Origin of the sequence: Streptomyces sp. NPDC002265 (assembly GCF_040296125.1) — a bacterium.
Lineage (GTDB): Bacteria > Actinomycetota > Actinomycetes > Streptomycetales > Streptomycetaceae > Streptomyces.
In genome coordinates this window covers 16,984-39,130 of the sequence record NZ_JBEOWS010000029.1, presented here as the reverse complement: position 1 = coordinate 39,130, position 22,147 = coordinate 16,984, and the positions used below count along the sequence as shown (strand labels likewise).

Genomic DNA, 22,147 nt, shown 5'->3' with positions numbered 1-22,147 from the left:
GCCCCCGTTCGGGCGAATTCCAGAGGTCGTTGCAACACAAGTGATCAACTGGCTGTGGCCAGGAGCTTAGCGAGACGCTCGGCTGGGGTTTCCCAGCCGAGCGTCTTGCGTGGGCGGCTGTTCAGCTCGGCAGCCACGGCGTCCAGCTCCGTACGCCCGTAGCGGGCCAGATCAGTGCCCTTGGGGAAGTACTGCCGCAGCAGGCCGTTGGTGTTTTCGTTGGACCCGCGCTGCCACGGACTGCCCGGGTCGCAGAAGTAGACCGGCATGTCCGTGGCAGTGCTGAAGTCCTGGTGGAGATGCATCTCGGAGCCCTGGTCCCAGGTGAGAGAGCGTCGCAGCTGGGCGGGAAGGGCGGAGACGGTCTGTATGAGCGCGTCGCGCATCTGGGCAGGCTGACGGCCCTCGGGGAGATGGACGAGTGTGACGAAGCGGCTGGAACGCTCGACCAGGGTGCCGATTGCGGACTTGTGAGCCTTGCCGATGATGAGGTCGCCCTCCCAGTGACCTGGGATCGCCCGGTCGGCGGCCTCGGCCGGCCGTTCGCTGATCATCACCATGTTCTTGGACATGCGCGGCTGGCGTTTGTAGGACTGGCGGTGTGACCGGCGCATGGCCCGTCCGGTGCGCAGTGCTTTGGCCAGCTCGCGGCGGAGTTCTCCGCGGCCTTGGACGTAGAGGGCCTGATAGATGGTCTCGTGGGCCACGTGCATCTCCGGCCGGTCGGGGAAGTGAGTCCGCAACGTCTGGCAGATCTGTTCCGGACTCCAGCGGCGCGCGAGGTGTTCCTGGATGAAGTCGCGCAGTTCGGGGTTCTGGCCGATCTTTCCCGGCTTTGGGCGAGGCCGCCGGGCATCGGCACGGGACTGCGCGGCGTGTGGCCGGTAGGCCCAGCGTGAGGTGCCCTTGCGCACCGGCATGCCGTTGCGGCGTATCTCCCGGCTGATCGTCGACGGACTGCGGCCCAGTTCAGCGGCTATCTGCCGGATCGACGCCCTGTCTCGCAGCCGATCGGCTATGTGGATGCGCTCGGGTTCCCGCAGATACCGGGACGGCCTGTCGGGCGCCAGCGGTCTACGGACCGGTGGAGCACCCCGTGTCACTCCCGTGGCCCGGCGGCCGTGCCGCCATCGCTTGCCAGTCCGCCGGTTGATCCCGACGATCCGGCAAGCCTCTGCGTTGGTGAAGCCCTGGTCCATGAGCCGGAAGTATTCAGCTCGCTCACGGACCAGGGCCTTACGGCCCACGACTTCCTGCCGGTTCTCCCGAATCCTGAAGTCCATCGCACCCCCTGAGCTGGGGTGTTGCGACGACCACTAGAACGGAAGTCGCGGGGCCGGGGCCGGGGCCGGGGCCGGGGCCGGTTTCCGTGGCGGCCGGCGGCCGGTCAGTGACCGGGCCCGGCGGGGTCGAAGCGGGCCAGGTCGAGCAGCCAGGAGCGGGCCGTGCTGTCGGACGGCGCGCGCCAGTCGCCGCGCGGCGAGAGTGAACCGCCGGCCGAGACCTTCGGCCCATTCGGCATGGCCGAGCGCTTGAACTGCGCGAACCCGAAGAAGCGGCGGCAGAACACCTCCAGCCAGCGCCGGATCTCCGGCAGGTCGTACGCCACCCGCTCGGCCTCGGGGAAGCCGGGCGGCCAGGCGCCGGTGTCCGGGTCGTGCCAGGCGTGCCAGGCCAGGAAGGCGATCTTCGACGGCCGGAAGCCGTAGCGCAGCACGTGGAAGAGGGTGAAGTCGTGCAGCGCGTACGGGCCGATCTTCGACTCGGTGGACTGCATCTCCTCGCCCGGCACGAGCTCGGGGCTGATCTCGGTGTCGAGGATCGCGGCGAGCGTGCGGTCGGTGTCCTCGTCGAACTGGTGGCTGCCGATGACCCAGCGGATCAGATGCTGGATCAGCGTCTTCGGCACACCCGAGTTGACGTTGTAGTGGCTCATCTGGTCGCCCACGCCGTACGTGGACCAGCCGAGCGCCAGCTCCGACAGGTCGCCGGTGCCCAGCACGATGCCGCCGCGCTGGTTGGCGAGCCGGAACAGGTAGTCGGTGCGCAGTCCGGCCTGCACGTTTTCGAAGGTGACGTCGTACACCGGTTCGCCCGCGGCGAAGGGGTGGTCCATCTCCTCCAGCATCAGCCGGGCGGTCGGCGTGATGTCCAGTTCGGCCGCGGTGACGCCGAGCGAGCGCATCAGGTCGTGCGCGTTGCCCTTGGTGTGGTCGCTGGTGGCGAAGCCGGGCAGGGTCCAGGCCAGGATGTCGCTGCGCGGCCGGCCCGCCCGGTCCATCGCGCGGGCGGCGACGATCAGCGCGTGCGTGGAGTCGAGACCGCCGGACACCCCGATGACCACCTTCGGGTCACCGATCGCCGCGAGCCGCTGCTGGAGCCCCGCGACCTGGATGTTGTACGCCTCGTAGCAGTCCAGGGCCAGCCGTTCGGGGTCGGCGGGCACGAACGGGAAGCGCTCGACGCGCCGCCGCAGGCCCAGGTCGGCGGCCGGCGGGTCCAGCCGGAACGGCACCGTGCGGAAACCGGCGGTGCGGGCGCCGTGGGTGCGCCGGTTGTCGTCGAAGGTGCCCGTGCGGCTGCGCTCCTGGCGCAGCAGATCGAGGTCGACGTCGGCCATCGCGGACTGGTCCCCGAGCGGGAAGCGGCCGGACTCGGCCAGCAGCGCCCCGTTCTCGTAGATCATGGTCTGGCCGTCCCAGGACAGGTCGGTGGTCGACTCGCCGAGACCGGCCGCCGCGTACACGTACGCGGCGATGCAGCGCGAGGACGCCGAGCGGCACATCAGCTTGCGGTCCTCGGCCCGGCCGACGGTGATTGGGCTGCCGGAGAGGTTGGCGAGGACGGTGGCGCCCGCCAGGGCCGCCTCGGCGCTCGGCGGCACCGGCACCCACATGTCCTCGCAGATCTCCGTGTGCAGCACCAGCCCCGGGACGTCGTCCGCGGCGAACAGCAGGTCCACGCCGAACGGCACCTGCTCGCCGCCGACCCGGATGGTGCCGCCGCGCTCGTCGTCGCCCGCGGCGATCTGCCGCTGCTCGTAGAACTCCCGGTAGTTCGGCGGGTACGACTTGGGCACGACACCCAGGACCCGGCCGCGGTGCACGGTCACCGCGCAGTTGTAGACCCGGTTGCGGTGGCGCAGCGGGGCGCCCACGACCAGGACCGGCAGCAGGTCGGCCGACCCCGCCACCACCGTCCGCAGCGCCTCCTCGACCCGGTCGAGCAGCGCGTCCTGGAGCAGCAGGTCCTCGATCGAGTAGCCGCACAGCACCATCTCCGGGAAGACGGCGACGGCGACACCGTCCTCGGCGCAACTGCGCGCCTGGCGCAGGACCGCCTCGGCGTTGGCGTGCGGGTCCGCAATGGCGGTGTGGCCCGTGCAGGCGGCGACGCGTGCGAAGCCGTGCTGGTAGAGCGACCTGAAGTTCAGAGGAGGCACGGACCCAGTGTAATCGTCAGAGCGACACGATGGGGGGTGGGGGCGGGCCGTGGCCCGCCCCCGCCGTGCGGAAGGGACACGGAACAGCTCAGTTCCCGTGTCCCTTCACGCGTACTGCCGGTGCCTCAGCGGCGGCCGAACGAGCGGACGTAGCCGTCCGCCGGCGTGCCCACGCCGGTCACGTCGTCGTAGCCCTTCACGGCCGACAGCGAGCTGTCCTTGCCGAGGCTGCGGACCGAGACGACCTGGCCGTCGGCGGCGTCGTAGCCGTTCACGAAGTCGACGCGGGCCACGGCCAGGCCGGAGCCGGTCGGGTTGTCCGTGACGTCGTGGTAGGCCTTCGTGCCGTACTTGGCGTAGATCGCCGGGTTGGCGAAGCCGAGCGCCTTGCCGCCGCCGGCCTGCTGCGCCAGCGCCTGCACGGCCGCGATGACCGGCGCGGCCAGCGAGGTGCCGCCGATGCGGTACTCGCTGTACGCCTCGGTGCCGTCCGCCTGGGTCTGCGTCTGGCCCACCTTGAAGCCGGTGTTCGGGTCGGCGATCGCGGAGATGTCCGGGACGACGCGGTTGCCGGCGGCGTTGTTCGCCTTGGCGAGCGAGTCCGGGACGACACCCTTCTGGTAGAAGGGCTGCGCCACCGTCGCGCTGGTGCCGCCGCCCGCGCCCGAGGTGAACGCGCCGGGGAAGTCCGTCCAGCTCTTGCCGTCCGCGGACAGCACGGCCTTCTGGGTGCCCCAGCCGGTCTCCCACAGGTACTTGTCGCCCTTGCCGACCGCCAGCGAGGTACCGCCGACCGCGGTCACCCACGCCGAGTTGGCCGGGGTGTCGACCTGCTTCGTACCGGTGTTGGCGACCTCGTCGCCGTTGTCGCCGGAGGAGAAGTAGAAGCCGATGCCCTCGACCGCGCCGAACTGGAAGACCTGGTCGTAGGCGGCCGCGAGGTCGGGCGTCTGGTTGGCCTCGATGTCGCCCCAGGAGTTGGAGACGATGTCGGCCAGGTGGTTGTCCACGACCTTGCTGAGCGAGTCGAGCAGATCGTCGTCGTAGCAGGACGCCCCGCCCACGTAGGTGATCTGGGCGTCCGGCGCGACCGCGTGCACGGCCTCGACGTCGAGGGTCTCCTCGCCGTACCAGCCGGCCGCCCCGCACTCCTCGGTCTTCGTGTAGTTCTTGGGCAGCACCTGGCGCAGCTGCCCGGTCTTCCACGCGGCGTCGCCGTGTTGCTTCGCGTAGGTGGCCGCGTCGAAGGCGATGGTCGGCGAGGCGTAGGCGTCGGTGATGGCGACGCGCACGCCCTGGCCGGTGTAGTCGCCCGCGCCGTACGCGGCACGCAGCTGCTTGCCGGTGTAGCCCTCCACGGCGTACGGGATCTTCTTGCCGTACGCGTCCGGCAGCGTCTTCGCGGTGTTCGAGCCGTAGTACGAGGAGAACGGCCCGGAGTTCTTGAACACGGCGTCCGGCGGAGGCAGTTGCTCCTTGGCGCTGGCCCGGTGCGGGGCGTTGTCCAGGCCGGTGACGGTCAGGACGGCGCCCTGGAGGCTCTCCGGCGCGGAGGCCGTCTTCGACGGCGCGCGGTAGGTCTTCGAGCCCTTGGCGTAGTTGTGCAGCTGGGTGCCGAACGCCTTCTCGGCGGCGGCCACGTCACCGCTGACGGAGACGTAGTGCGCCGTGGTGCCCGTGACCTTCAGCCCGGCCGAGGCCAGCCAGGCCTTGACCGCCTTCACCTGGGCCTCGGTCGCGCCGAAGCGGGCCTGGGCCTCGTCGGCGCTCAGGTACCTGCCGTAGGCGGCGGAGGCGGGGTCGGACACCGCCTTCGCGTAGGCCGCGAGGCCGGCCGCGTTCCGGCCGGCCAGGTAGACCCGGGCGGAGACCTGCGCGGTGTCCGCGGTCGCGCCCTTGTCCGCCTTGGCCGTGGCCCAGAGGGGCTTGGTGCCCGCGAGCGTGTCGCGGCCCGGGTTGTCCACGGCGTGTGCCGCGGGTATGCCGAACGCCAGCGCGCCCGCGAGCATCGGCAGTGTCGCCGCCAGGCTCGCTCCGGCGCGCATCTTGGCGCGGTTGGATCTCATAGAACCCCCTGCATTGCGGTTCGCATGCATGTAGTGGTTGGCCGTCATGCGATCCGCGCGGAGCCCGCGGCGTTCGGCCCGCGAATGGATCACACGATGGGCCCACTCTTTCGATGAACCGTTCATGCCAGGGGAATGAAAAGGCCAAGAAGATCCCAAGGACGCTCTGTCCGGAGGGATTTGGGGCGTAGATCCGCCGGCCCGACCACGGACCACGCCCCCCGCGTGTTACGGACGCGGTTATGGACGCGCCTGCGCACCCCGCGCCTTGAGCATGTCCGCCATCAGGGCGATCTCGGACTGCTGCGCGTCGACCATGCCCTGCGCGAGCCGCTTCTCCACCCCGACCGTGCACGCCGAGACACAGCCCTCGGCCATGTGGATGCCGCCCTTGTGATGGTCCGTCATCAGCTGGAGGTAGAAGACCTCCGCCTGCTTGCCGTCGAGCGTGCCGAGCTTCTTCATCTCGGTGTTCGTCGCCATGCCCGGCATCAGCGAGCCGTCCTTGCCGGAGGCCATGTCGCCCATGCCCATCCAGGTCATCGGGGCGTCGGCGGAGACCTTCGGCAGCCCCCACAGGTCGAGCCAGCCCAGCAGCATGCCGCGCTGGTTGGCCTGCGTCTGCGCGATGTCGTAGGCGAGGCGCCGTACTTCCGGGTCCTCCGTGCGGTCGCGCACGATGTACGACATCTCGACGGCCTGCTGGTGGTGGACCGCCATGTCCCGCGCGAACCCGGCGTCCGCGGAGCCGGCCAAGGGCGTGGCGGCGGTGGGGCCGTGGTCCTCGGCGACCGCGTAGGTGATCGCGCCGGCCGCGACGAGGGCCGCCGCCGCGGCCCCCGCGATCAGTCCGACGTGCCTCACTGCGACAGCCCGCCCGTGCAGGCGGCACCCGGCTCCGGGGTCTGCTCGCCCTGGACGAACTTCGCGAAGAAGGCGTCGACGTCCGGGTCGCTCGCGCTCTTGACCGTGCGCTGGTGCGCCCATGCCGTCAGCATGATCGGGTCCTTCTGCTTGTCGTCCGGGCTCATCAGCGTGTACGGCGTCTTCTTCACCTTCGCCGCGAGCGCGTCCACATCGGCCTTGGCGGCCTTGCTGTTGTACGTCACCCACACCGCGCCGTGCTCCAGCGAGTGCACGGCGTTCATGTTGTTCAGCGCCTTGTCGTAGACGTCGCCGTTGCAGTTCATCCACACCTGGTTGTGGTCCCCGCCGACCGGCGGCTCCACCGGGTACGTGACGGTCTTGGCGACATGGGTGCGGCCCAGCTTGCCCTGCCACGTCTGCACGCCGTCCTTGCCGGTGGTGAAGTGCCCCGAGGTCTTCGCGCCGGCCGCCGCGGTGTCGTCGGACTGCGACCGCACGACGAAGACACCGCCGGCCACCAGCCCCGCGACGACCACCGCGGAAGCCGCGATCACGAGGATCCGGTTGCGCCGCTCGCGGGCCTGCTCGGCGCGCCGCATCTCCGCTATACGGGCCTGGCGCGCCGCGCCGCTGCTCTTCTTGGCGGAAGCCATGAGATCTGTCCTTCTGGGGAAAGGGGGGCGGGACGGTGAGACCGTTCGGGTGCGCCGATCGTAAGGGGAGAGATGCCCGCTCTCGTAGCGAGGGCACGGGAAAGGCCGGAACGATACGATCCGGCCAGATAATTTGAAGCCTGGATGCGTATTATCTACCCTGGGCGCATGAGGCTGCTGCGCTCCACCGACCTGGCTCTGCGCGTTCTGATGCGCCTGGCCGTCGTCGGCGGGCCCACACCCACGACCCGCGAGGTCGCCGAGGACATGGGCGTCCCCTACACCCACACCGCGAAGATCGTGGCCGAGCTCCAGCACATGGGGCTGCTCGACGCCCGCCGCGGCCGCGGCGGCGGACTCTCGCTCACCGAGAAGGGCCGCACGGTGTCGGTGGGCGCCGTCGTGCGCAGCTTCGAGGGCGAGGGCGACGTCGTGGAGTGCGAGGGCGCCACGCCCTGCCCCCTCAACACCGCCTGCCGGTTGCGCGGGGCCCTGCGCCGGGCCCAGGAGGCCTTCTACGCCACCCTGGACCCGCTCACCATGCAGGACATCATCGCCGGGCCGACCGGGCCGCTGCTGCTGCAGATCTCCAGGCCGGGCTGACCGGGGCGGTCAGGAGCCCTCGGGGCCCACCGCGACCGGGAGCGGGGTGCCGTCGGCTTCGCCGCCGGCCCTGGCTGCCGCGGACGAGGCGGGCAGGCGCTTGCCCAGGGTGATGAACAGGAGCACCAGACCGGCGGTGAGCAGGATGTGGCCGATCCCGGCGACGACGGCGATCCCCTCGTTGCTCGCGTGCCCCAGCACCGTCAGGGTGCCGTGCAGGGTCATCATGGTGCACGTCACCACGAGACCGGCGTTGTAGATCCAGAAGAACCACCCGAACAGCCGGTGCGAGGTCAGGTCGAACTGCTTCTCCAGGGCCAGCACGATCAGGAAGAACAGCATGCCGAGGGTCAGCAGATGCGTGTGCACGACGCCGAGCTGGGTGTCGCCGGTGAAGTCCTCGGCCTTGGTGAGCTCGCGGTAGTACAGGCCGCTGAGCACTCCGACGATCATGTAGATGTGCGCGGTGTAGAGGATCTTCCTCATGCGTGTGGTCCCCCTGGGGCGGTGAGGCGACGAGCGGACGAGCCGTTGATCCACCCACCTTGCGCAGCCCGGGCCCGCCGGTCAACGACAAAACCTGATGGCGAGTCACTATCTCTGTTCGACAGGCCCGCAGGGCCGGACGCGGCACAGTGCGACGGGACGGACCGACGGGCCGGACCGGCAGGGCGGGCCGGCCCCGGAGGCAGGCCCGCCCCGGTTCCGCCGCTCAGGCCCCCGCGAGCCACAGGTCCGGCCCGAACACCTCGTAGTGGATGTCCGCCGCGGCCACGCCCTTCTCGATCAGCTGGCTGCGCACCGCCCGCATGAACGGCAGCGGCCCGCACAGGTACGCGTGCGTGCCCGCCGGGACGGTCACGTCCGTGAGGTCGACCAGGCCGGTGCGGGCGGTCCCCTCCGGAGCCTGGCTCTCGTACCAGAAGTGCACGGGCGCCTGCGGGAGCTTCGCCGCGTACGCCTCGTGCTCGGTGCGCAGGGCGTGGTGCGCCGGGGAGCGGTCCCCGTGGACGACCGTGACCGGGGCGCTGTGGCCCGTCTCCGCCAGCCGGCCCAGCATCGCGACGATCGGGGTCACGCCGATGCCGGCCGAGGCGAGCAGCAGGGGCGTGTCCGCGGCGCCGTCGAGCACCAGGTCGCCGTACGGCTCCGAGAGCTCCAGGGTGTCGCCCTCCCGCACGTGCGCGTGCAGGTGGTTCGAGACCTCGCCCTGCGGCGTCGTGGCGTCGCCCGGGACCCGCTTGACGCTGATCTGGCGCAGGGTGCCGGAGCCGGGCGCGCCCGAGAGGCTGTACTGGCGTATCTGACGGGCGCCGTCGGGGAGTCCGACGCGGACGGAGACGTACTGGCCGGCCCGGAAGTCGCGCACCGGGCCCCCGTCGAGCGGGCGCAGCCGGAAGGTGACGACGTCCTCCGTCTCCGCGACGCGCTCCACGACCTCCCACGTCCGCCACTCGGCGGTGCCGCTCTCCTCGTACAGCCGTCGCTCGATCGCGATCAGCGCGTTCGCCATCAGCCAGTAGACCTCGGTCCAGGCGGCCGCGACCTCGGGGGTGACGGCCTCGCCGAGCACGCCCGCGATGGCGGCGAAGAGGTGCTCGTGGACGACCGCGTACTGCTCGGGCTTGACGCCCAGTGAGGCGTGCTTGTGGGCGATGCGGCCCAGCATGGCGTCCGGCCGCCGGTCCGGGTGCTCCAGGAGGTGCGTCGCGAAGGCGGCGATGGACCCGGCCAGCGCCTGGCGCTGGGTGCCCGCGGCCTGGTTGCCGCGGTTGAACAGGTCGCGCAGCAGCTCGGGGTGGGCGGCGAACAGCCCGGTGTAGAAGCGGTCGGTGATCTCGCCGAGGGACGCGCCCACGGCGGGCAGAGTGGCGCGGACGGTGGCGGCGGACTGTTCGGACAGCATCGGGTACTCCTCGGAATCGATGATCGATCGCTCGGCTGTGTGGCACACGGTAGTAAAACTTGCATTTGAGATGCAAATTTAGGGCCCGGATTCGAGACGACCGGGGGCGGCCATTACGGATGTCGCCCCGAGCAGGCAAGATGGGCTTCAGAGCAGTACATCTGCTGTACGTGAGGCGTTCAGCCCGATGACGACGGGACGATCAAGGTCTGCAACGCGCATGAAATGGTGTTGTGGTGGGATGCTCAGGTGCCCGACCGCTTCCCGCGATGCGGGGGACAGGCGGCCTGACCAGCAAGGATGGGGAAGCGGAAGATGGACAAGCAGCAGGAGTTCGTGCTCCGGACCTTGGAGGAGCGCGACATCCGGTTCGTACGGCTGTGGTTCACGGACGTACTGGGTTTCCTCAAGTCCGTGGCCGTGGCCCCTGCCGAGCTCGAGCAGGCCTTCGACGAGGGCATCGGCTTCGACGGCTCCGCGATCGAGGGTTTCGCCCGGGTCTACGAGTCCGACATGATCGCCAAGCCGGACCCGTCCACCTTCCAGGTCCTGCCGTGGCGCGCCGAGGCCCCGGGCACCGCCCGGATGTTCTGCGACATCCTGATGCCGGACGGCTCCCCGTCCTTCGCCGACCCGCGCTACGTCCTCAAGCGCGCCCTGGCCCGCGCCTCCGACCTGGGCTTCACCTTCTACACCCATCCCGAGATCGAGTTCTTCCTGCTGAAGAACAAGCCCCTCGACGGCTCCCGCCCGACCCCGGCCGACAACTCCGGCTACTTCGACCACACCCCGCAGAACGTCGGCCAGGACTTCCGCCGCCAGGCCATCACCATGCTGGAGTCGATGGGCATCTCGGTCGAGTTCAGCCACCACGAGGGCGCCCCCGGCCAGCAGGAGATCGACCTGCGCTACGCCGACGCGCTCTCCACGGCCGACAACATCATGACCTTCCGGCTGATCATGAAGCAGGTCGCGCTGGAGCAGGGCGTGCAGGCCACCTTCATGCCGAAGCCGTTCTCGGAGTACCCGGGCAGCGGCATGCACACCCACCTCTCCCTCTTCGAGGGCGACCGCAACGCGTTCTACGAGTCCGGCGCCGAGTACCAGCTCTCCAAGGTCGGCCGCTCCTTCATCGCGGGCCTGCTGCGGCACGCCGCGGAGATCTCCGCCGTCACCAACCAGTGGGTCAACTCCTACAAGCGCATCTGGGGCGGCTCCGAGCGCACCGCGGGCGCCGGCGGCGAGGCCCCCTCGTACATCTGCTGGGGCCACAACAACCGCTCGGCCCTGGTCCGCGTCCCGATGTACAAGCCCGGCAAGACCGGTTCCGCCCGCGTCGAGGTTCGCTCCCTCGACTCCGGCACCAACCCCTACCTGGCCTACGCCGTGCTCCTGGCGGCCGGCCTCAAGGGCATCGAGGAGGGCTACGAGCTGCCGCCCGGCGCCGAGGACGACGTCTGGGCGCTGTCCGACGCCGAGCGGCGCGCGATGGGCATCGAGCCCCTCCCGCAGAACCTCGGCGAGGCCCTGAGCCTGATGGAGCGCAGCGACCTCCTCGCGGAGACCCTCGGCGAGCACGTCTTCGACTTCTTCCTGCGCAACAAGCGCCAGGAGTGGGAGGAGTACCGCAGCGAGGTCACCGCCTTCGAGCTGCGCAAGAACCTGCCGGTGCTGTAAGCGCCGGTCGGGGCGGGTTTCCCGCCGATGCGACGAACGGGGCCGACGGTCGTGGACCGTCGGCCCCGCCGCGTCTCACCGGCCCTGGGCCGTTCGTGGGCCGTCCCTGGGCCGTCCGGCCCCGGAACGGCGCCGTCGTAGAGGTCGTCGACGGCCTTCCGGTCGTCGACGGCCTTCCGGGCCCGCGCCTCGCTGCTCGGCATGAGGTGCGTGTGGACACGGAGCGTGAAGCCCGGATCGTTGTGCCCGAGGTAGCTGCTCGGAGCCTTGACGCGCTGTTCTGCGCGGTCCGGGAGCCTCAGGTACTGGCAGCCGACCGACCGGTTGGAGATCGGATGCCATGTGACAGACATCGCGGAGGTCGTCGCGCACGCGGACCGGGCCGCGCAGCTCTACCGCGCAAACGGAACCGATTATTTGGCCGGCGTCTTTCTGTGGCGGGGCGCCGACATCCCGGAGAACTCGTTCGGCATCGCCATCGGTCCAACACGCTGGGCCATCGTTCACACCGACGTTGACAACCGCATTGGGAATCAGTAGCCGTGGGGAAAGCTCGGGATCGTATAGGCGCTCACTGACAACGCGGGAAGTAGGAGCAGGATATTCCGGGGTTCGCCCACAAATTCTTATCAGAAAGGTGGTTCGCCGGGCCATTGCGAGATGCCGGTCTGACCAGCGAGATCGGCGAGCCCGTCATCTTTGAGAGCACCCGCGCATTCTGACCGCCTGGACCAGGGATTGGCTTCGAGCGGGATCCGGTGCATCCCAAACCGGTTATGACGGGATCCCGCCGAGTTACGCCTTCAGGCTGTCGTCATCGTCCTCAATTGGCGTGTCGGGAAACACCGCATGGTCGCCCCGTTACCGTGCGGAGGTCGACCACAAAGGACTGCCCGGCGGCTGGCGGGTAAAGGCTCCCTCAGCCGCATACCGGTGTAGCCCGATCGAGAGGATCTGGACCTTGAGCGATTTTTCCCGCCGCTACCTGCTCAGGGCGTCGGCGGCCGCCGGCGCCGGGGCGGTCGTCGTCCCGGGCCTTACGGCCGCAGGCGCGCCGGACATTGCGGCCGCGAGCACCTTGGACCTTCTGGCCGCGAGCGACCCGACCAAAGGGTCGTCGGGATGTCGGCCGGCGAAGCTGACCGGTCGCATCGTCCGCCCCGGTGACGCCTCGTACACGGATGATCGCATCGACTACGACCAGCTGTTCTCCCACTACCCGCTGGTCATCGTCTTCGCCCAGAAGACCCAGGACGTGGTGAACGCCCTCACCTGGGCGCGGCAGCACAACGTCGCACTGCGGGTACGCAGCGGCCGCCATGCCCTGGAGGGCTGGTCGAACATCGACAACGGCATCGTGATCGACGTCAGCCAGCTCAAGTCGGTCCACATCGACGCCGACGCTCGTATCGCGACGGTCGGCGCCGGCCTGACCCAGCAGGAAGCGGTGACGGCGCTCGCCAAGCAGGACCTCGCGGTCACGACCGGAAGCGAGGGCAGCGTCGGCCTGGTCGGTGCGACGGTCGGCGGCGGCCTCGGCCCCCTCAACCGCTACCTCGGCATGGCCTGCGACAGCCTGATCGGGACCGAGGTCGTCGTCCCGTCGGGTCGCGAATGCGCCAAGGTGATCCGTGCCGACATGAAGGACCACTCAGACCTGCTCTGGGCGCTCCGTGGGGCGGGAAACGGCAACTTCGGAATCGTCACGCAACTCACCTACAAGGTGCACCCGCTCAAGCGCATCGCCTACGTGCAGGCGACCTGGGACGGTCTGAGGGACCTGCATGGGATCTTCGACGCATGGCAGCGCACGGTACCGTTCGCCGACAACCGCCTCGGATCCGAGGTCGAGATCCACAAGTCCCAGATCCTGCTGTTCGCGTGGCTCGCGGAGGGGACGGCGGCAGAGGCCAAGAAGTTGCTGGCCCCGATCCTGTCGATCGGCACGCCCGATGTGAAGGTGCAGGTCGGTAACTGGGGCCCCATCTTTGCCGGAGCCCAGGTCCCGCGCTCGCAGGAGCCCGCCAACGTCAAGTTCTTCTCGCAGTTCGCCAAGAAGCTGTTCCCGAAGAAGGCGATCGACGTCATCGGCCACTACATGCGACACGCTCCCACGGAGGACAGCAACTACTTCGTCGATGCCTTCGGCGGTGCCATCAAGAAGGAGCCCCGTGGCGGCACCGCGTTCGTGCACCGCGACGCGATCTTCTACGGCGAGATCGGCGCAGCCTGGGGGACTCCTTCAACGACACCAGGCGTCTGCGACCCGCTCACCTCGACGTGCCAGGCCTGGACGGCCGAATTCAGCCAGGCGATGCGCAGATTCGTGGACGGCGCCTACGTCAACGTGCCGAACGTCGGCATGCAGGAGTGGGAGACCGCCTACTGGGGGAGACGCCACTTCGAGCGGCTGCGCGAGATCAAGGCGAAGTACGACCCCTACAACGTCTTCCAGTACGAGCAGAGCATCCCGCCCGCGTCACGCTGATCGACAGTTCGCCGTCGGGCCCCGCCCCGGTCGGGCTCGGCCTTTCACGCAGAAGGGCCCGACGCAGTCGAAGGGGTGTCGGCAGGCTCGATCTTGCATGAGGGATCGTCAGCTTGCTGACGATCCCTCTGCTCGTTCGGAGTGGGACCCACAGCGACCGACGACGACCTTGGACGACTGCCTGGGCGGCTATCAGTGCTGCCGGCATTGCGATGGTGTGAGGTCGACTCGGGGTCACGCGACCGATGCCAGGACGGGACCGACGGGAACCGACGGGACCGACTGCTCGGCCCAGACGATCTTCCCGGTGGGGGTGAAGCGGGTTCCCCACCGGTCGGCGAGCTGGGCGACGATGAAGATCCCGCGGCCTCCCTCGTCCGTGTCCGTCGCGTAGCGCAGATGCGGGGTGGTGCTGCTGCCGTCGCTGACCTCCACGACCAGGCTCGTGTCGCGCAGCAGGCGAAGGCGCATGGGGGGCGTCCCGTAGCGGACGGCGTTGGTGACCAGCTCGCTGAGGATCAGCTCGGTGGCGAACGCGGTCTCCTCCAGGTTCCAGTCGGCCAGCTTCGCCAGCACCTCGGTGCGCAGGGCGGACACCGCGGCCGGCTCGGCCGGGATCTCCCATTCGGCGACACGGTCCCGGGGGAACGCGCGGGTCCGGGCGACCAGGAGAGCGGCGTCGTCGATCGCACGGGCGGGCAGTACCGCCTCCAGGATCGTCTCGCACGTCTTCTCCGGCTCCGGTCCCACCCCGGAGAGCGTGTCGCTCAGCAGCTCCAGGCCGGACCCGATGTCGCGGTGACGGTTGTGGATGAGCCCGTCGGTGTAGAGCACGAGCTGCGTGTCCTCCGGCAGCTTCCGGCCGGCGCACTCGAAACGCAGGCCGCCTACGCCGAGCGGGGGGCCTGCGGGCAGATCGACCAGCTCCACGCGGCCGTCCGGATAGGCGAGGGCGGGCGGGAAATGACCGGCTCTGGCCATCGTGCAGTCACGGGAGACCGGGTCGTAGATCGCATACAGACACGTGGCCGCGACGATTCCCTCCTCGCAGTCGCCCGCCTCCGCGTCCATCTGGAGGACCAGGTCGTCGAGGCGGGCCAGCAGCTCGTCGGGCGGCAGGTCGAGGGTGGAGAAATTGCGGACCGCGGTGCGCAGCCGCCCCATCGTGACCGCGGAGCTCAGGCCGTGGCCGACCACGTCCCCGACCACCAGGGCGGTGCGGAATCCCGGGAGGGGGATCACGTCGAACCAGTCCCCGCCGACCTCCGCCTCGGCGGGCACGTACCGGAACGCCGACCGGACGGTGCTGGACTCCGGCAGCTCACGGGGCAGCAGGCTGCGCTGCAACGTGGTGGCGATGGAGTGCTCGCGGGTGTAGCGGCGGGCCAGTTGCGAGACCGCCAGGCCGACGACGAGCAGCAGCCCGGCGGTGACGACGTCGTCCGCGTTGTTGAAGTGGACGAAGCTTCTGTACGGAGTCGTGAAGAAGTAGACGAACCATGCGGAGGCGGAGAGTGCCGTGAGGACCGCGACCCACCGGTGGCCGAGGGCGGCCACGGCCGCGACGACGAACATCAGGATCAGGGCCACGTTCGCCTGGGACAAGGTGGCCCGGTCGGTCGCCAGGAGCGCGCACACGGCGAGTGGGACTGCGATTGCCACAAGGAGCGAGGTCAACCCCTTGACTGGGCCACGAGGCATGCGTACCTCCTTCCCCTCTGGTGTAGCAGGGGTCACGTGGCCCGGCCAGCCGATCCGGCTCCGGTCGGTCAGCCGAGGTAGGCGGGGGACACCGCCGCCGTGCTGATCCGGTGGGGGCGGCCCGTGCCGTCGGCCGGGACGGTGTACAGGTCCGCCCCGTAGTCGCCCGGCAGGGCGTAGACGAGCGTGCGGGCGTCCTGCCAGACCGCCTGGTCGTCCACGCTGCGGGACTCGGCGAGCGGGGTCTCGCGCAGGGTGCGCAGGTCGAGGACGTACAGCCGCCAGGGGGCGTCGGCGGGCAGGCCGGCGACGCGCTTCTTGAAGGCGATCCGGGTGCCGTCGGGGGAGAGCGACGGGCACTCCACGTTCGTCCGCACGGTCGTCACGGTACGGGCCCCCAGGTCGCCGCGGACCAGGTAGGTCTTCCCCTTCGTCGCCATCGTCGCGTAGAACGTGCGGTCGTCCGCCGCGAAGGTCACGCCCCAGAAGTTCGCGTCGGCCGCCCGGTAGCGCCGGCCGTCCTTCTCGATCCCGAACTCCTCCAGCGACGGGATCAGCCTCCCCGTCCTGGTGTCCACGATCGCCGCCCGGGTGGAGAAGTTCGTACCGGCGTACGAGTCGCCGCCGACGAACGCCGTCCAGGCGGCGAAGCGGCCGCTGGGGGAGACCCGGGCGCGGGAGGGGATGCCGGGGACGTCGTAGCGGGCGGTCTCCTTCAGCCGGGCGTCCAGGATCAGCGCGCGGTAGGTGTCCGAGACCGCGCCGTGCACCGCCTGGAGGCACACGCCGGTGCCGGCGGCGGCGTAGAAGCGCAGGCACTTGACGCCCGAGGCGGTCCGCGCCCCGGCCGGGGCCGACGCCGGGACGGCGGTGAGCTCGTCGCGGTGCGGGCCCCAGGCCATGTTGCGGAAGACCAGGCGGCCGCGGGCGGTCAGGGTGACCGGGCCGGGCGTCACCGTGGGGCCGCCCGCCTGGGTCCGGTCCCGGCGCTCCGCCCGGGCCGAGGCGTGCAGGACCGCGCCCGCCGCCACCGCCGCCAGCACGGCGACGGCCGAGAGCAGCACCAGGATGCGGTTGCGTACGGTCATGAGGTGCCCTTCCGGGCGGGACGCAGGGCCAGGGCGCAGCAGCCCGCGCACACCGCCAGCGCCACCGTCGACGCCAGCAGCGCCGTCCGGTCGCCCCACAGTGTCCAGGCCGCCCCGAACCCCAGGGAACAGGTGAAACGGGCGAGTGCCTGGCCCGTCTGGACCAGGGCCAGACCGGAGGAGCGCAGGGCCGGCGGCACGCTCTCCGAGGCCGCCGCCATCAGCACCCCGTCGGTGGCCGCGTAGAAACCGCCGTGCAGCAGCAGGACGGCGTACGGCAGCGCGGTGCCGTGCCAGGGGGAGAGCAGGACGCCGTACGCCAGGAGCAGCGCGCCGTGTCCGGCCAGGAACACCCGGCGGCCGCCCACCCGGTCCGCCAGCCGGCCCAGCGGCACCGCCAGCAGCAGGAAGGCCGCCGCGGTGCCCAGCGGCAGCAGCGCGAACCAGCGGTCGGGGACGCCCAGACGGCGTTGCAGCAGCAGGTAGACGAAGGAGTCGCTGACCGTGGCCAGGCCCAGCAGCAGGGCGCAGAGCGTGATCCGGCGCAGGTCGCGCCGACGCAGCAGGCCCAGGGCGGCCCGCAGGGTGGGACGCTCGGCCGGGGCGGGCTGCGATGCCGGGCCGGCTGTGGTGGACTGCGGTGCCGGGGTGGTCGTGGCGGGCTGTGGTGCCGGGGGAGCCGTCGGGGGCGCCGGAGCGCCGTTCGGCACGAACAGGACCAGGACCAGCACCCCGGTCACCGCCACACAGAAGCTCACGGTGAACACGGCGTCGTAGCCGTCCACCGTCGCCCGCAGGATCAGGAACGCCACCAGCGGACCGAGCAGCGCGCCCGCCGTGTCCATCGCCCGGTGCACGCCGAAGGCGCGGCCGCGGGTCTCGGGCGTGCTGGACAGCGAGATCAGCGCGTCGCGCGGGGCGGTGCGCAGCCCCTTGCCGGTGCGGTCGGCGGCCAGCACCAGGCCGATGGGGGTGAGCGTGTGCGCCAGCAGCAGCAGCGGCTTGCACAGGGCCGAGAGGCCGTAGCCGATGCCCGCCACCCACTTGTGGCGGCCCCCGCCCCGGTCGGCCAGATGCCCGCCGGCCAGCCGCACCAGGGCCGAGAAGCCGTTGTAGACGCCGTCCAGGAGCCCGAAGCCGAGCGGGGACAGGCCGAGGCCCGCCACCAGGTACAGCGGCAGGACCGCCGTCACCATCTCCGAGGACACGTCGGTGATCAGGCTGACCGTGCCGAGGGCCAGCACCGTGGGGGCGACCGCGGCGCGGCGCCGCCCGGCGGAAGGCCGGACGGCGCCGTCCGCGGACACCGGCGCGCCGGGAGCCCCGGCGCGGCTGTCCGCGACGTACATGTCAGGACGCCCAGATGCCCGTGATGTCCGCTGCGGAGGCCGCGTTGCCCGCGTGGGCGCTCAGCCCCTGCGAGTCCTCCAGGGTGCGCAGCAGGTTGTAGTGGTTGTACGTGGTCGACGAGCTGGACCCGGCCGTCACCGGCTGCCCGTACAGCACCGTCGGGATGCGGTTGCCTGCCAGCCGGTTGTCCTCGTCGAAGGTGACGACGAGCAGGCTGTTGTGGGTCTTGGCCCAGGTGGCGTACGCGCTCAGGTTGTTCTTCAGCCAGGTGTCACCGGTCGCCACCGAGCAGTCGTGCATGTCGCTGCACAGGTTGGGGACGACGAAGGAGACGTTCGGCAGGGTGGTGTAGTCGGTGGGGAACTGGGCGAAGGTCTTCGCCGTCGAGGTCGGGACGTTGCTGAAGCCGAACCACGGGTTGTGCTTGCGGGCGTAGTTGCCACTGCTGCACGTGGTCGAGCCCTGGCTGGGCAGCGTCTCGTTGTAGCTGGCCCAGGTGCGGCCGGCCGCGATCACCTCCGAGGCCAGGTTGGCGGCCGAGGAGAAGCCGGGCGTGTAGCAGCTGTCGTCCGTGATGCCCTGGGTGGAGCCGGAGAACAGGGCGAAGTAGTTCGGCTGGCTCGGGTGGGTCATGGCGTAGGACTGGCTGAGGTTGGCGCCGCCCGTCCTGAGCGAGTTGATGTAGGGGGCGCTCGAGGAGCCGATGACCTGGCTGTAGGCGTGGTTCTCGAAGACCACCACGACCACGTGGTCCGGGGTCGGCACCGAGGCCGCGGCCTGCGCGGTCGAGGAGCCGCCGAGGCCGGTCCACAGGCCGACCGCGGCGGCCGCGAGGGCCAGCCCGGACGCCACGGCGGCGCGACTGCGGCGGTACACGGAACTGCCGGACACATCTACCTCCGATGGGAAGGAACGGGGTGGCGGTGCGGACAGAGCATGCGCACGCCAAAATTCCCCTGTCCCACGGCGTGAAACCCGGTGGATGAAGATCGGATGAACTACTGCGGCCATTACGGAATCGAGCCCTCCGGCCGGGGCGCCGGAATCCGGTCACGATCCTCCCCCGGGCGGGCGCACACCGCCCGTCGGCGTGACTCGCAGGCGTCGGCCCCGGAGCTTCGGCCAGGGACTCCGGTTAGGCTCGGGCCAGTACGACCTTGATCCGATGGCTCGATCCGACGGGAGGCCGGGGATGACGGCGCCGGGGCGCAGGAGCAGCACCTTCACCAGGCTGCTGCGGCACGGCTTCACCGATCCCTCGGCCGCGGAACGGCTTCTGGACAGCCCCGAGCTCGCGGGCGTCCGCGACGACCCGGTGCTCCTGGAGGCGCTGGGCGTGACCGCCGACCCCGACCTCGCGCTGCACGGCCTCGTCCGGATGCTGGAGGCGCAGCCCGGCCCCGCGGCCCGCCGCGAGCTGCTCGACACGCTGATAGCGGCCAAGCCGCTGCGCGACCGGCTGCTCGGCGTGCTCGGCGCCTCCGCCGCGCTAGCCGACCACCTCGCCCGGCACCCGCGCGACTGGGAGGAGCTCGTCACCTACGAGCCGCGCGATCTCCACCCCGGGGTCGAGGAGTTCGAACGCGGCCTGGCGCAGGCCGTGGACCCCGTCTCGCTGCGCGTCGCCTACCGCCGCTGCCTGCTGTCCATCGCCGCCCGTGACGTGTGCGGCACCACCGAGCTGGCCGAGACCGCCGCCGAGCTCGCCGACCTGGCCACCGCGACGCTGCGCGCCGCCCTGCGCATCGCCGGTGCCGCCGCGCCCGAGGACGCCGCCGCGTGCCGGCTCGCGGTGATCGCGATGGGCAAGTGCGGCGGTCACGAGCTCAACTACGTCTCCGACGTCGACGTCATCTTCGTCGGCGAGGCGGCCGACGGAGCCGCCGACGAGGGCAAGGCCCTCAGGTCGGCGACCAGACTGGCCTCGCACATGATGCGGATCTGCTCCGAGACCACCGTCGAGGGCTCCATCTGGCCCGTCGACGCCAATCTGCGCCCCGAGGGCAGAAACGGTCCGCTGGTGCGCACCCTCGCCAGCCATCTGGCCTACTACCAGCGCTGGGCCAAGACCTGGGAGTTCCAGGCGCTGCTCAAGGCCCGCCCGGTCGCCGGGGACCTCGCGCTCGGCGAGGCGTACGTCGAAGCCCTCGAACCCCTGGTCTGGCAGGTCGCCGAGCGCGAGAACTTCGTCGCCGACGTGCAGAAGATGCGCCGCCGGGTGGTCGAGAACATCCCCGCCGCCGAGGTCGACCGCGAGCTGAAGCTCGGTCCCGGCGGCCTGCGGGACGTCGAGTTCGCCGTCCAGCTGCTCCAGCTGGTGCACGGGCGGGCGGACGTCTCGCTGCGCAGCGGCACCACCCTGCACGCCCTGCACGCGCTGGCCGCGGGCGGCTACGTCGGCCGCGCGGACGCCGTCCAGCTCGACGAGGCCTACCGCTTCCTGCGCTCCATGGAACACCGCATCCAGCTCCACCGGCTGCGCCGCACCCACCTCGTCCCGGAGGCCGAGGCCGACCTGCGCCGCCTCGGCCGCTCCCTGGGCCTGCGCACCGACCCGGCCGCCGAGCTGATCCGTGAGTGGAAGCGGCACACCAGCGTCGTACGCCGTCTGCACGAGAAGCTCTTCTACCGGCCGCTGCTCGACGCGGTCGCCCAACTCGCGCCGGGCGAGACCCGGTTGAGCCCCGAGGCGGCACGCGAACGGCTGGTCGCGCTCGGTTACGCCGACCCGGCCGCGGCCCTGCGCCACCTGGAGGCCCTCGCCTCCGGCGTCACCCGCAAGGCCGCCATCCAACGCACCCTGCTGCCCGTCCTGTTGGGCTGGTTCGCGGACTCCGCCGAACCGGACGCGGGTCTGCTCAACTTCCGCAACGTCTCCGACGCGCTCGGCAAGACCCCTTGGTACCTGCGGCTGTTGCGCGACGAGGGCGCCGCCGCCGAGAACCTCGCACGGGTGCTGTCCGCCGGCCGCCTCGCCCCGGACCTGCTGATGCGCGCGCCCGAGGCGGTGGCCCTGCTCGGCGACGGCGACGGCGGCGGACTCGAACCCCGCCCCCGCGCCCACCTGGAACAGGAGACCCTGGCCGCGGTCGGCCGGGCCGAGAACGCCGAGGACGGTGTCCGGGCCGCCCGCGGTGTCCGCCGCCGAGAACTGTTCCGTACGTGCGCCGCCGACATCGTCGGCTCCTACGGCACCGAGACCCAGCCGGCCGAGGCCGACCAGGGCGCCCTGGTGGACCGGGTGGGCGGCGCGGTGTCGGACCTGACCGCGGCGACGCTGGCCGGCACCCTGCGCGCGGTGGTGCGCGAGGGCTGGGGCGATCAGCTGCCCACCCGCTTCGCGATCATCGGCATGGGCCGCTTCGGCGGCCACGAACTGGGCTACGGCTCCGACGCCGACGTGCTGTTCGTGCACGAGCCGCGCGAGGGCGTCGACGAGCGCGAGGCCGCCGACGCGGCCAACAAGGTCGTCTCCGAGATGCGCAGGCTGCTCCAGGTCCCCAGCGCCGACCCGCCCCTGCTCATCGACGCCGACCTGCGCCCGGAGGGCAAGTCCGGCCCGCTGGTGCGGACGCTGAAGTCCTACGAGGCCTACTACCGCCGCTGGTCCCTGGTCTGGGAGTCGCAGGCCCTGCTGCGGGCCGAGCAGGTCGCCGGGGACCCGGAGCTGGGCCTCCGCTTCCTCGACCTCGTCGACCCGCTGCGCTACCCGGCGGAGGGGCTCGGCGACGAGGCGGTGCGCGAGATCCGGCGGCTGAAGGCCCGGATGGAGTCCGAGCGGCTGCCGCGTGGCGCCGACCCCAAGCTGCACACCAAGCTCGGTCCCGGCGGGCTGTCCGACGTCGAGTGGACCGTGCAACTGCTCCAGCTGCGGCACGGCTGGGCGGAGCCGGGTCTGCGCACCACCCGCACCCGGGAGGCGCTGGCCGCAGCCCGCGCCGCCGAGCTGCTCGGCGGCGAGGACGCCGCCATCCTCGACGAGGCGTGGATCCTGGCGACCCGGGTGCGCAACGCCGTCATGCTGGTACGCGGCCGGGCCGGGGACACCTTCCCCTCCGACCCCCGCGAGCTGGCCGCGGTCGGCCGCTACCTGGGCTACAGCCCCGGTCACGCGGGCGACATGCTCGACGACTACCGGCGTACGACACGCAGGGCGCGGGCCGTGGTCGAGGAGCTGTTCTACGGGGCTGCGGGCGAGCGGTGACGGTGACCGCGCCCGCGCGGCAGCCGCGCTGACGGCCGGACGGCCCGGTGTGCCGCTGCCGCCTTGCGGCCCGGCCCGGTCGGTGGCCGACGTCCGGACGGC

At 71.1% G+C, this 22,147-nt stretch carries 16 protein-coding genes; 5 read left to right on the top strand and 11 right to left on the bottom strand.

Annotated elements, in window-relative coordinates; translation table 11 throughout:
- Positions 1–44 precede the first annotated feature (44 nt).
- The 5 genes from ABT085_RS08070 to ABT085_RS08050 form a co-directional block, all read right to left on the bottom strand.
- On the bottom strand, positions 45–1,283 hold the full coding sequence (locus ABT085_RS08070; RefSeq protein ID WP_351603428.1) for an IS30 family transposase: 1,239 nt from the start codon (positions 1,281–1,283) through the stop codon (positions 45–47).
- A 104-nt stretch (positions 1,284–1,387) separates the two neighbouring features.
- A complete protein-coding gene (locus tag ABT085_RS08065) occupies positions 1,388–3,433 on the bottom strand; it encodes an NAD(+) synthase (protein WP_502982679.1) in 2,046 nt (681 codons plus the stop codon).
- Between the two features lie 134 nt (positions 3,434–3,567).
- Complete coding sequence (locus ABT085_RS08060) at positions 3,568–5,508, bottom strand: S53 family peptidase (RefSeq protein WP_351603424.1); 1,941 nt, start codon at positions 5,506–5,508, stop codon at positions 3,568–3,570.
- 240 nt (positions 5,509–5,748) lie between these two features.
- Positions 5,749–6,372, bottom strand: coding sequence for a DUF305 domain-containing protein (locus ABT085_RS08055; protein WP_351603422.1), 624 nt, complete (start codon positions 6,370–6,372; stop codon positions 5,749–5,751).
- On the bottom strand, positions 6,369–7,028 hold the full coding sequence (locus ABT085_RS08050; protein WP_351603420.1) for a thioredoxin-like domain-containing protein: 660 nt from the start codon (positions 7,026–7,028) through the stop codon (positions 6,369–6,371). The genes ABT085_RS08055 and ABT085_RS08050 overlap by 4 nt, the downstream gene beginning before the upstream one ends.
- 168 nt (positions 7,029–7,196) lie before the next feature.
- On the opposite strand from ABT085_RS08050, the gene ABT085_RS08045 reads away from it, so the two are divergent.
- Complete coding sequence (locus tag ABT085_RS08045) at positions 7,197–7,631, top strand: RrF2 family transcriptional regulator (protein WP_351603418.1); 435 nt, start codon at positions 7,197–7,199, stop codon at positions 7,629–7,631.
- A 9-nt stretch (positions 7,632–7,640) separates the two neighbouring features.
- Here the strand turns inward: ABT085_RS08045 and ABT085_RS08040 are convergent, their stop codons facing one another.
- Positions 7,641–8,117 (bottom strand): DUF2871 domain-containing protein, encoded by a 477-nt coding sequence (locus tag ABT085_RS08040; protein ID WP_351603416.1) that lies wholly within the window; start codon positions 8,115–8,117, stop codon positions 7,641–7,643.
- A gap of 226 nt (positions 8,118–8,343) precedes the next feature.
- Positions 8,344–9,537: a globin domain-containing protein gene (locus ABT085_RS08035; RefSeq protein WP_351603414.1), complete on the bottom strand. Its 1,194-nt coding sequence runs from the start codon at positions 9,535–9,537 to the stop codon at positions 8,344–8,346.
- 315 nt (positions 9,538–9,852) lie between these two features.
- On the opposite strand from ABT085_RS08035, the gene glnA2 reads away from it, so the two are divergent.
- From glnA2 to ABT085_RS08020, 3 genes are all read left to right on the top strand, one after another.
- A complete protein-coding gene (gene glnA2, locus ABT085_RS08030) occupies positions 9,853–11,214 on the top strand; it encodes a gamma-glutamylpolyamine synthetase GlnA2 (protein ID WP_351603412.1) in 1,362 nt (453 codons plus the stop codon).
- A 342-nt stretch (positions 11,215–11,556) separates the two neighbouring features.
- A complete protein-coding gene (locus ABT085_RS08025; RefSeq protein ID WP_351603410.1) occupies positions 11,557–11,754 on the top strand; it encodes a hypothetical protein in 198 nt (65 codons plus the stop codon).
- A gap of 421 nt (positions 11,755–12,175) precedes the next feature.
- Positions 12,176–13,702: an FAD-binding oxidoreductase gene (locus tag ABT085_RS08020; RefSeq protein ID WP_351603408.1), complete on the top strand. Its 1,527-nt coding sequence runs from the start codon at positions 12,176–12,178 to the stop codon at positions 13,700–13,702.
- Between the two features lie 234 nt (positions 13,703–13,936).
- Here the strand turns inward: ABT085_RS08020 and ABT085_RS08015 are convergent, their stop codons facing one another.
- The 4 genes from ABT085_RS08015 to ABT085_RS08000 form a co-directional block, all read right to left on the bottom strand.
- Positions 13,937–15,403 (bottom strand): ATP-binding SpoIIE family protein phosphatase, encoded by a 1,467-nt coding sequence (locus tag ABT085_RS08015; RefSeq protein WP_351603406.1) that lies wholly within the window; start codon positions 15,401–15,403, stop codon positions 13,937–13,939.
- A gap of 68 nt (positions 15,404–15,471) precedes the next feature.
- On the bottom strand, positions 15,472–16,491 hold the full coding sequence (locus ABT085_RS08010) for a TolB family protein (protein WP_351603404.1): 1,020 nt from the start codon (positions 16,489–16,491) through the stop codon (positions 15,472–15,474).
- Entirely contained in the window at positions 16,488–17,840 is a 1,353-nt protein-coding gene (locus ABT085_RS08005) for an MFS transporter (protein WP_351603402.1), read from the bottom strand. The genes ABT085_RS08010 and ABT085_RS08005 overlap by 4 nt, the downstream gene beginning before the upstream one ends.
- Position 17,841: 1 nt before the next feature.
- Positions 17,842–18,732, bottom strand: coding sequence for an alkaline phosphatase family protein (locus tag ABT085_RS08000; protein ID WP_351603400.1), 891 nt, complete (start codon positions 18,730–18,732; stop codon positions 17,842–17,844).
- A 301-nt stretch (positions 18,733–19,033) separates the two neighbouring features.
- On the opposite strand from ABT085_RS08000, the gene ABT085_RS07995 reads away from it, so the two are divergent.
- A complete protein-coding gene (locus ABT085_RS07995) occupies positions 19,034–22,045 on the top strand; it encodes a bifunctional [glutamine synthetase] adenylyltransferase/[glutamine synthetase]-adenylyl-L-tyrosine phosphorylase (protein WP_351603398.1) in 3,012 nt (1,003 codons plus the stop codon).
- Positions 22,046–22,147: the final 102 nt, after the last annotated feature.

Bases quoted from the DNA above. Each gene is read 5' to 3' on its own strand.
- ABT085_RS08015 (WP_351603406.1), bottom strand. From the start codon at position 15,403: ATGCCTCGTGGCCCAGTCAAGGGGTTGACCTCGCTCCTTGTGGCAATC.
- ABT085_RS08050 (WP_351603420.1), bottom strand. From the start codon at position 7,028: ATGGCTTCCGCCAAGAAGAGCAGCGGCGCGGCGCGCCAGGCCCGTATA.
- ABT085_RS08010 (WP_351603404.1), bottom strand. From the start codon at position 16,491: ATGACCGTACGCAACCGCATCCTGGTGCTGCTCTCGGCCGTCGCCGTG.
- ABT085_RS08070 (WP_351603428.1), bottom strand. From the start codon at position 1,283: ATGGACTTCAGGATTCGGGAGAACCGGCAGGAAGTCGTGGGCCGTAAG.
- ABT085_RS08005 (WP_351603402.1), bottom strand. From the start codon at position 17,840: ATGTACGTCGCGGACAGCCGCGCCGGGGCTCCCGGCGCGCCGGTGTCC.
- ABT085_RS08040 (WP_351603416.1), bottom strand. From the start codon at position 8,117: ATGAGGAAGATCCTCTACACCGCGCACATCTACATGATCGTCGGAGTG.
- glnA2 (WP_351603412.1), top strand. From the start codon at position 9,853: ATGGACAAGCAGCAGGAGTTCGTGCTCCGGACCTTGGAGGAGCGCGAC.
- ABT085_RS08060 (WP_351603424.1), bottom strand. From the start codon at position 5,508: ATGAGATCCAACCGCGCCAAGATGCGCGCCGGAGCGAGCCTGGCGGCG.
- ABT085_RS08035 (WP_351603414.1), bottom strand. From the start codon at position 9,537: ATGCTGTCCGAACAGTCCGCCGCCACCGTCCGCGCCACTCTGCCCGCC.
- ABT085_RS07995 (WP_351603398.1), top strand. From the start codon at position 19,034: ATGACGGCGCCGGGGCGCAGGAGCAGCACCTTCACCAGGCTGCTGCGG.
- ABT085_RS08045 (WP_351603418.1), top strand. From the start codon at position 7,197: ATGAGGCTGCTGCGCTCCACCGACCTGGCTCTGCGCGTTCTGATGCGC.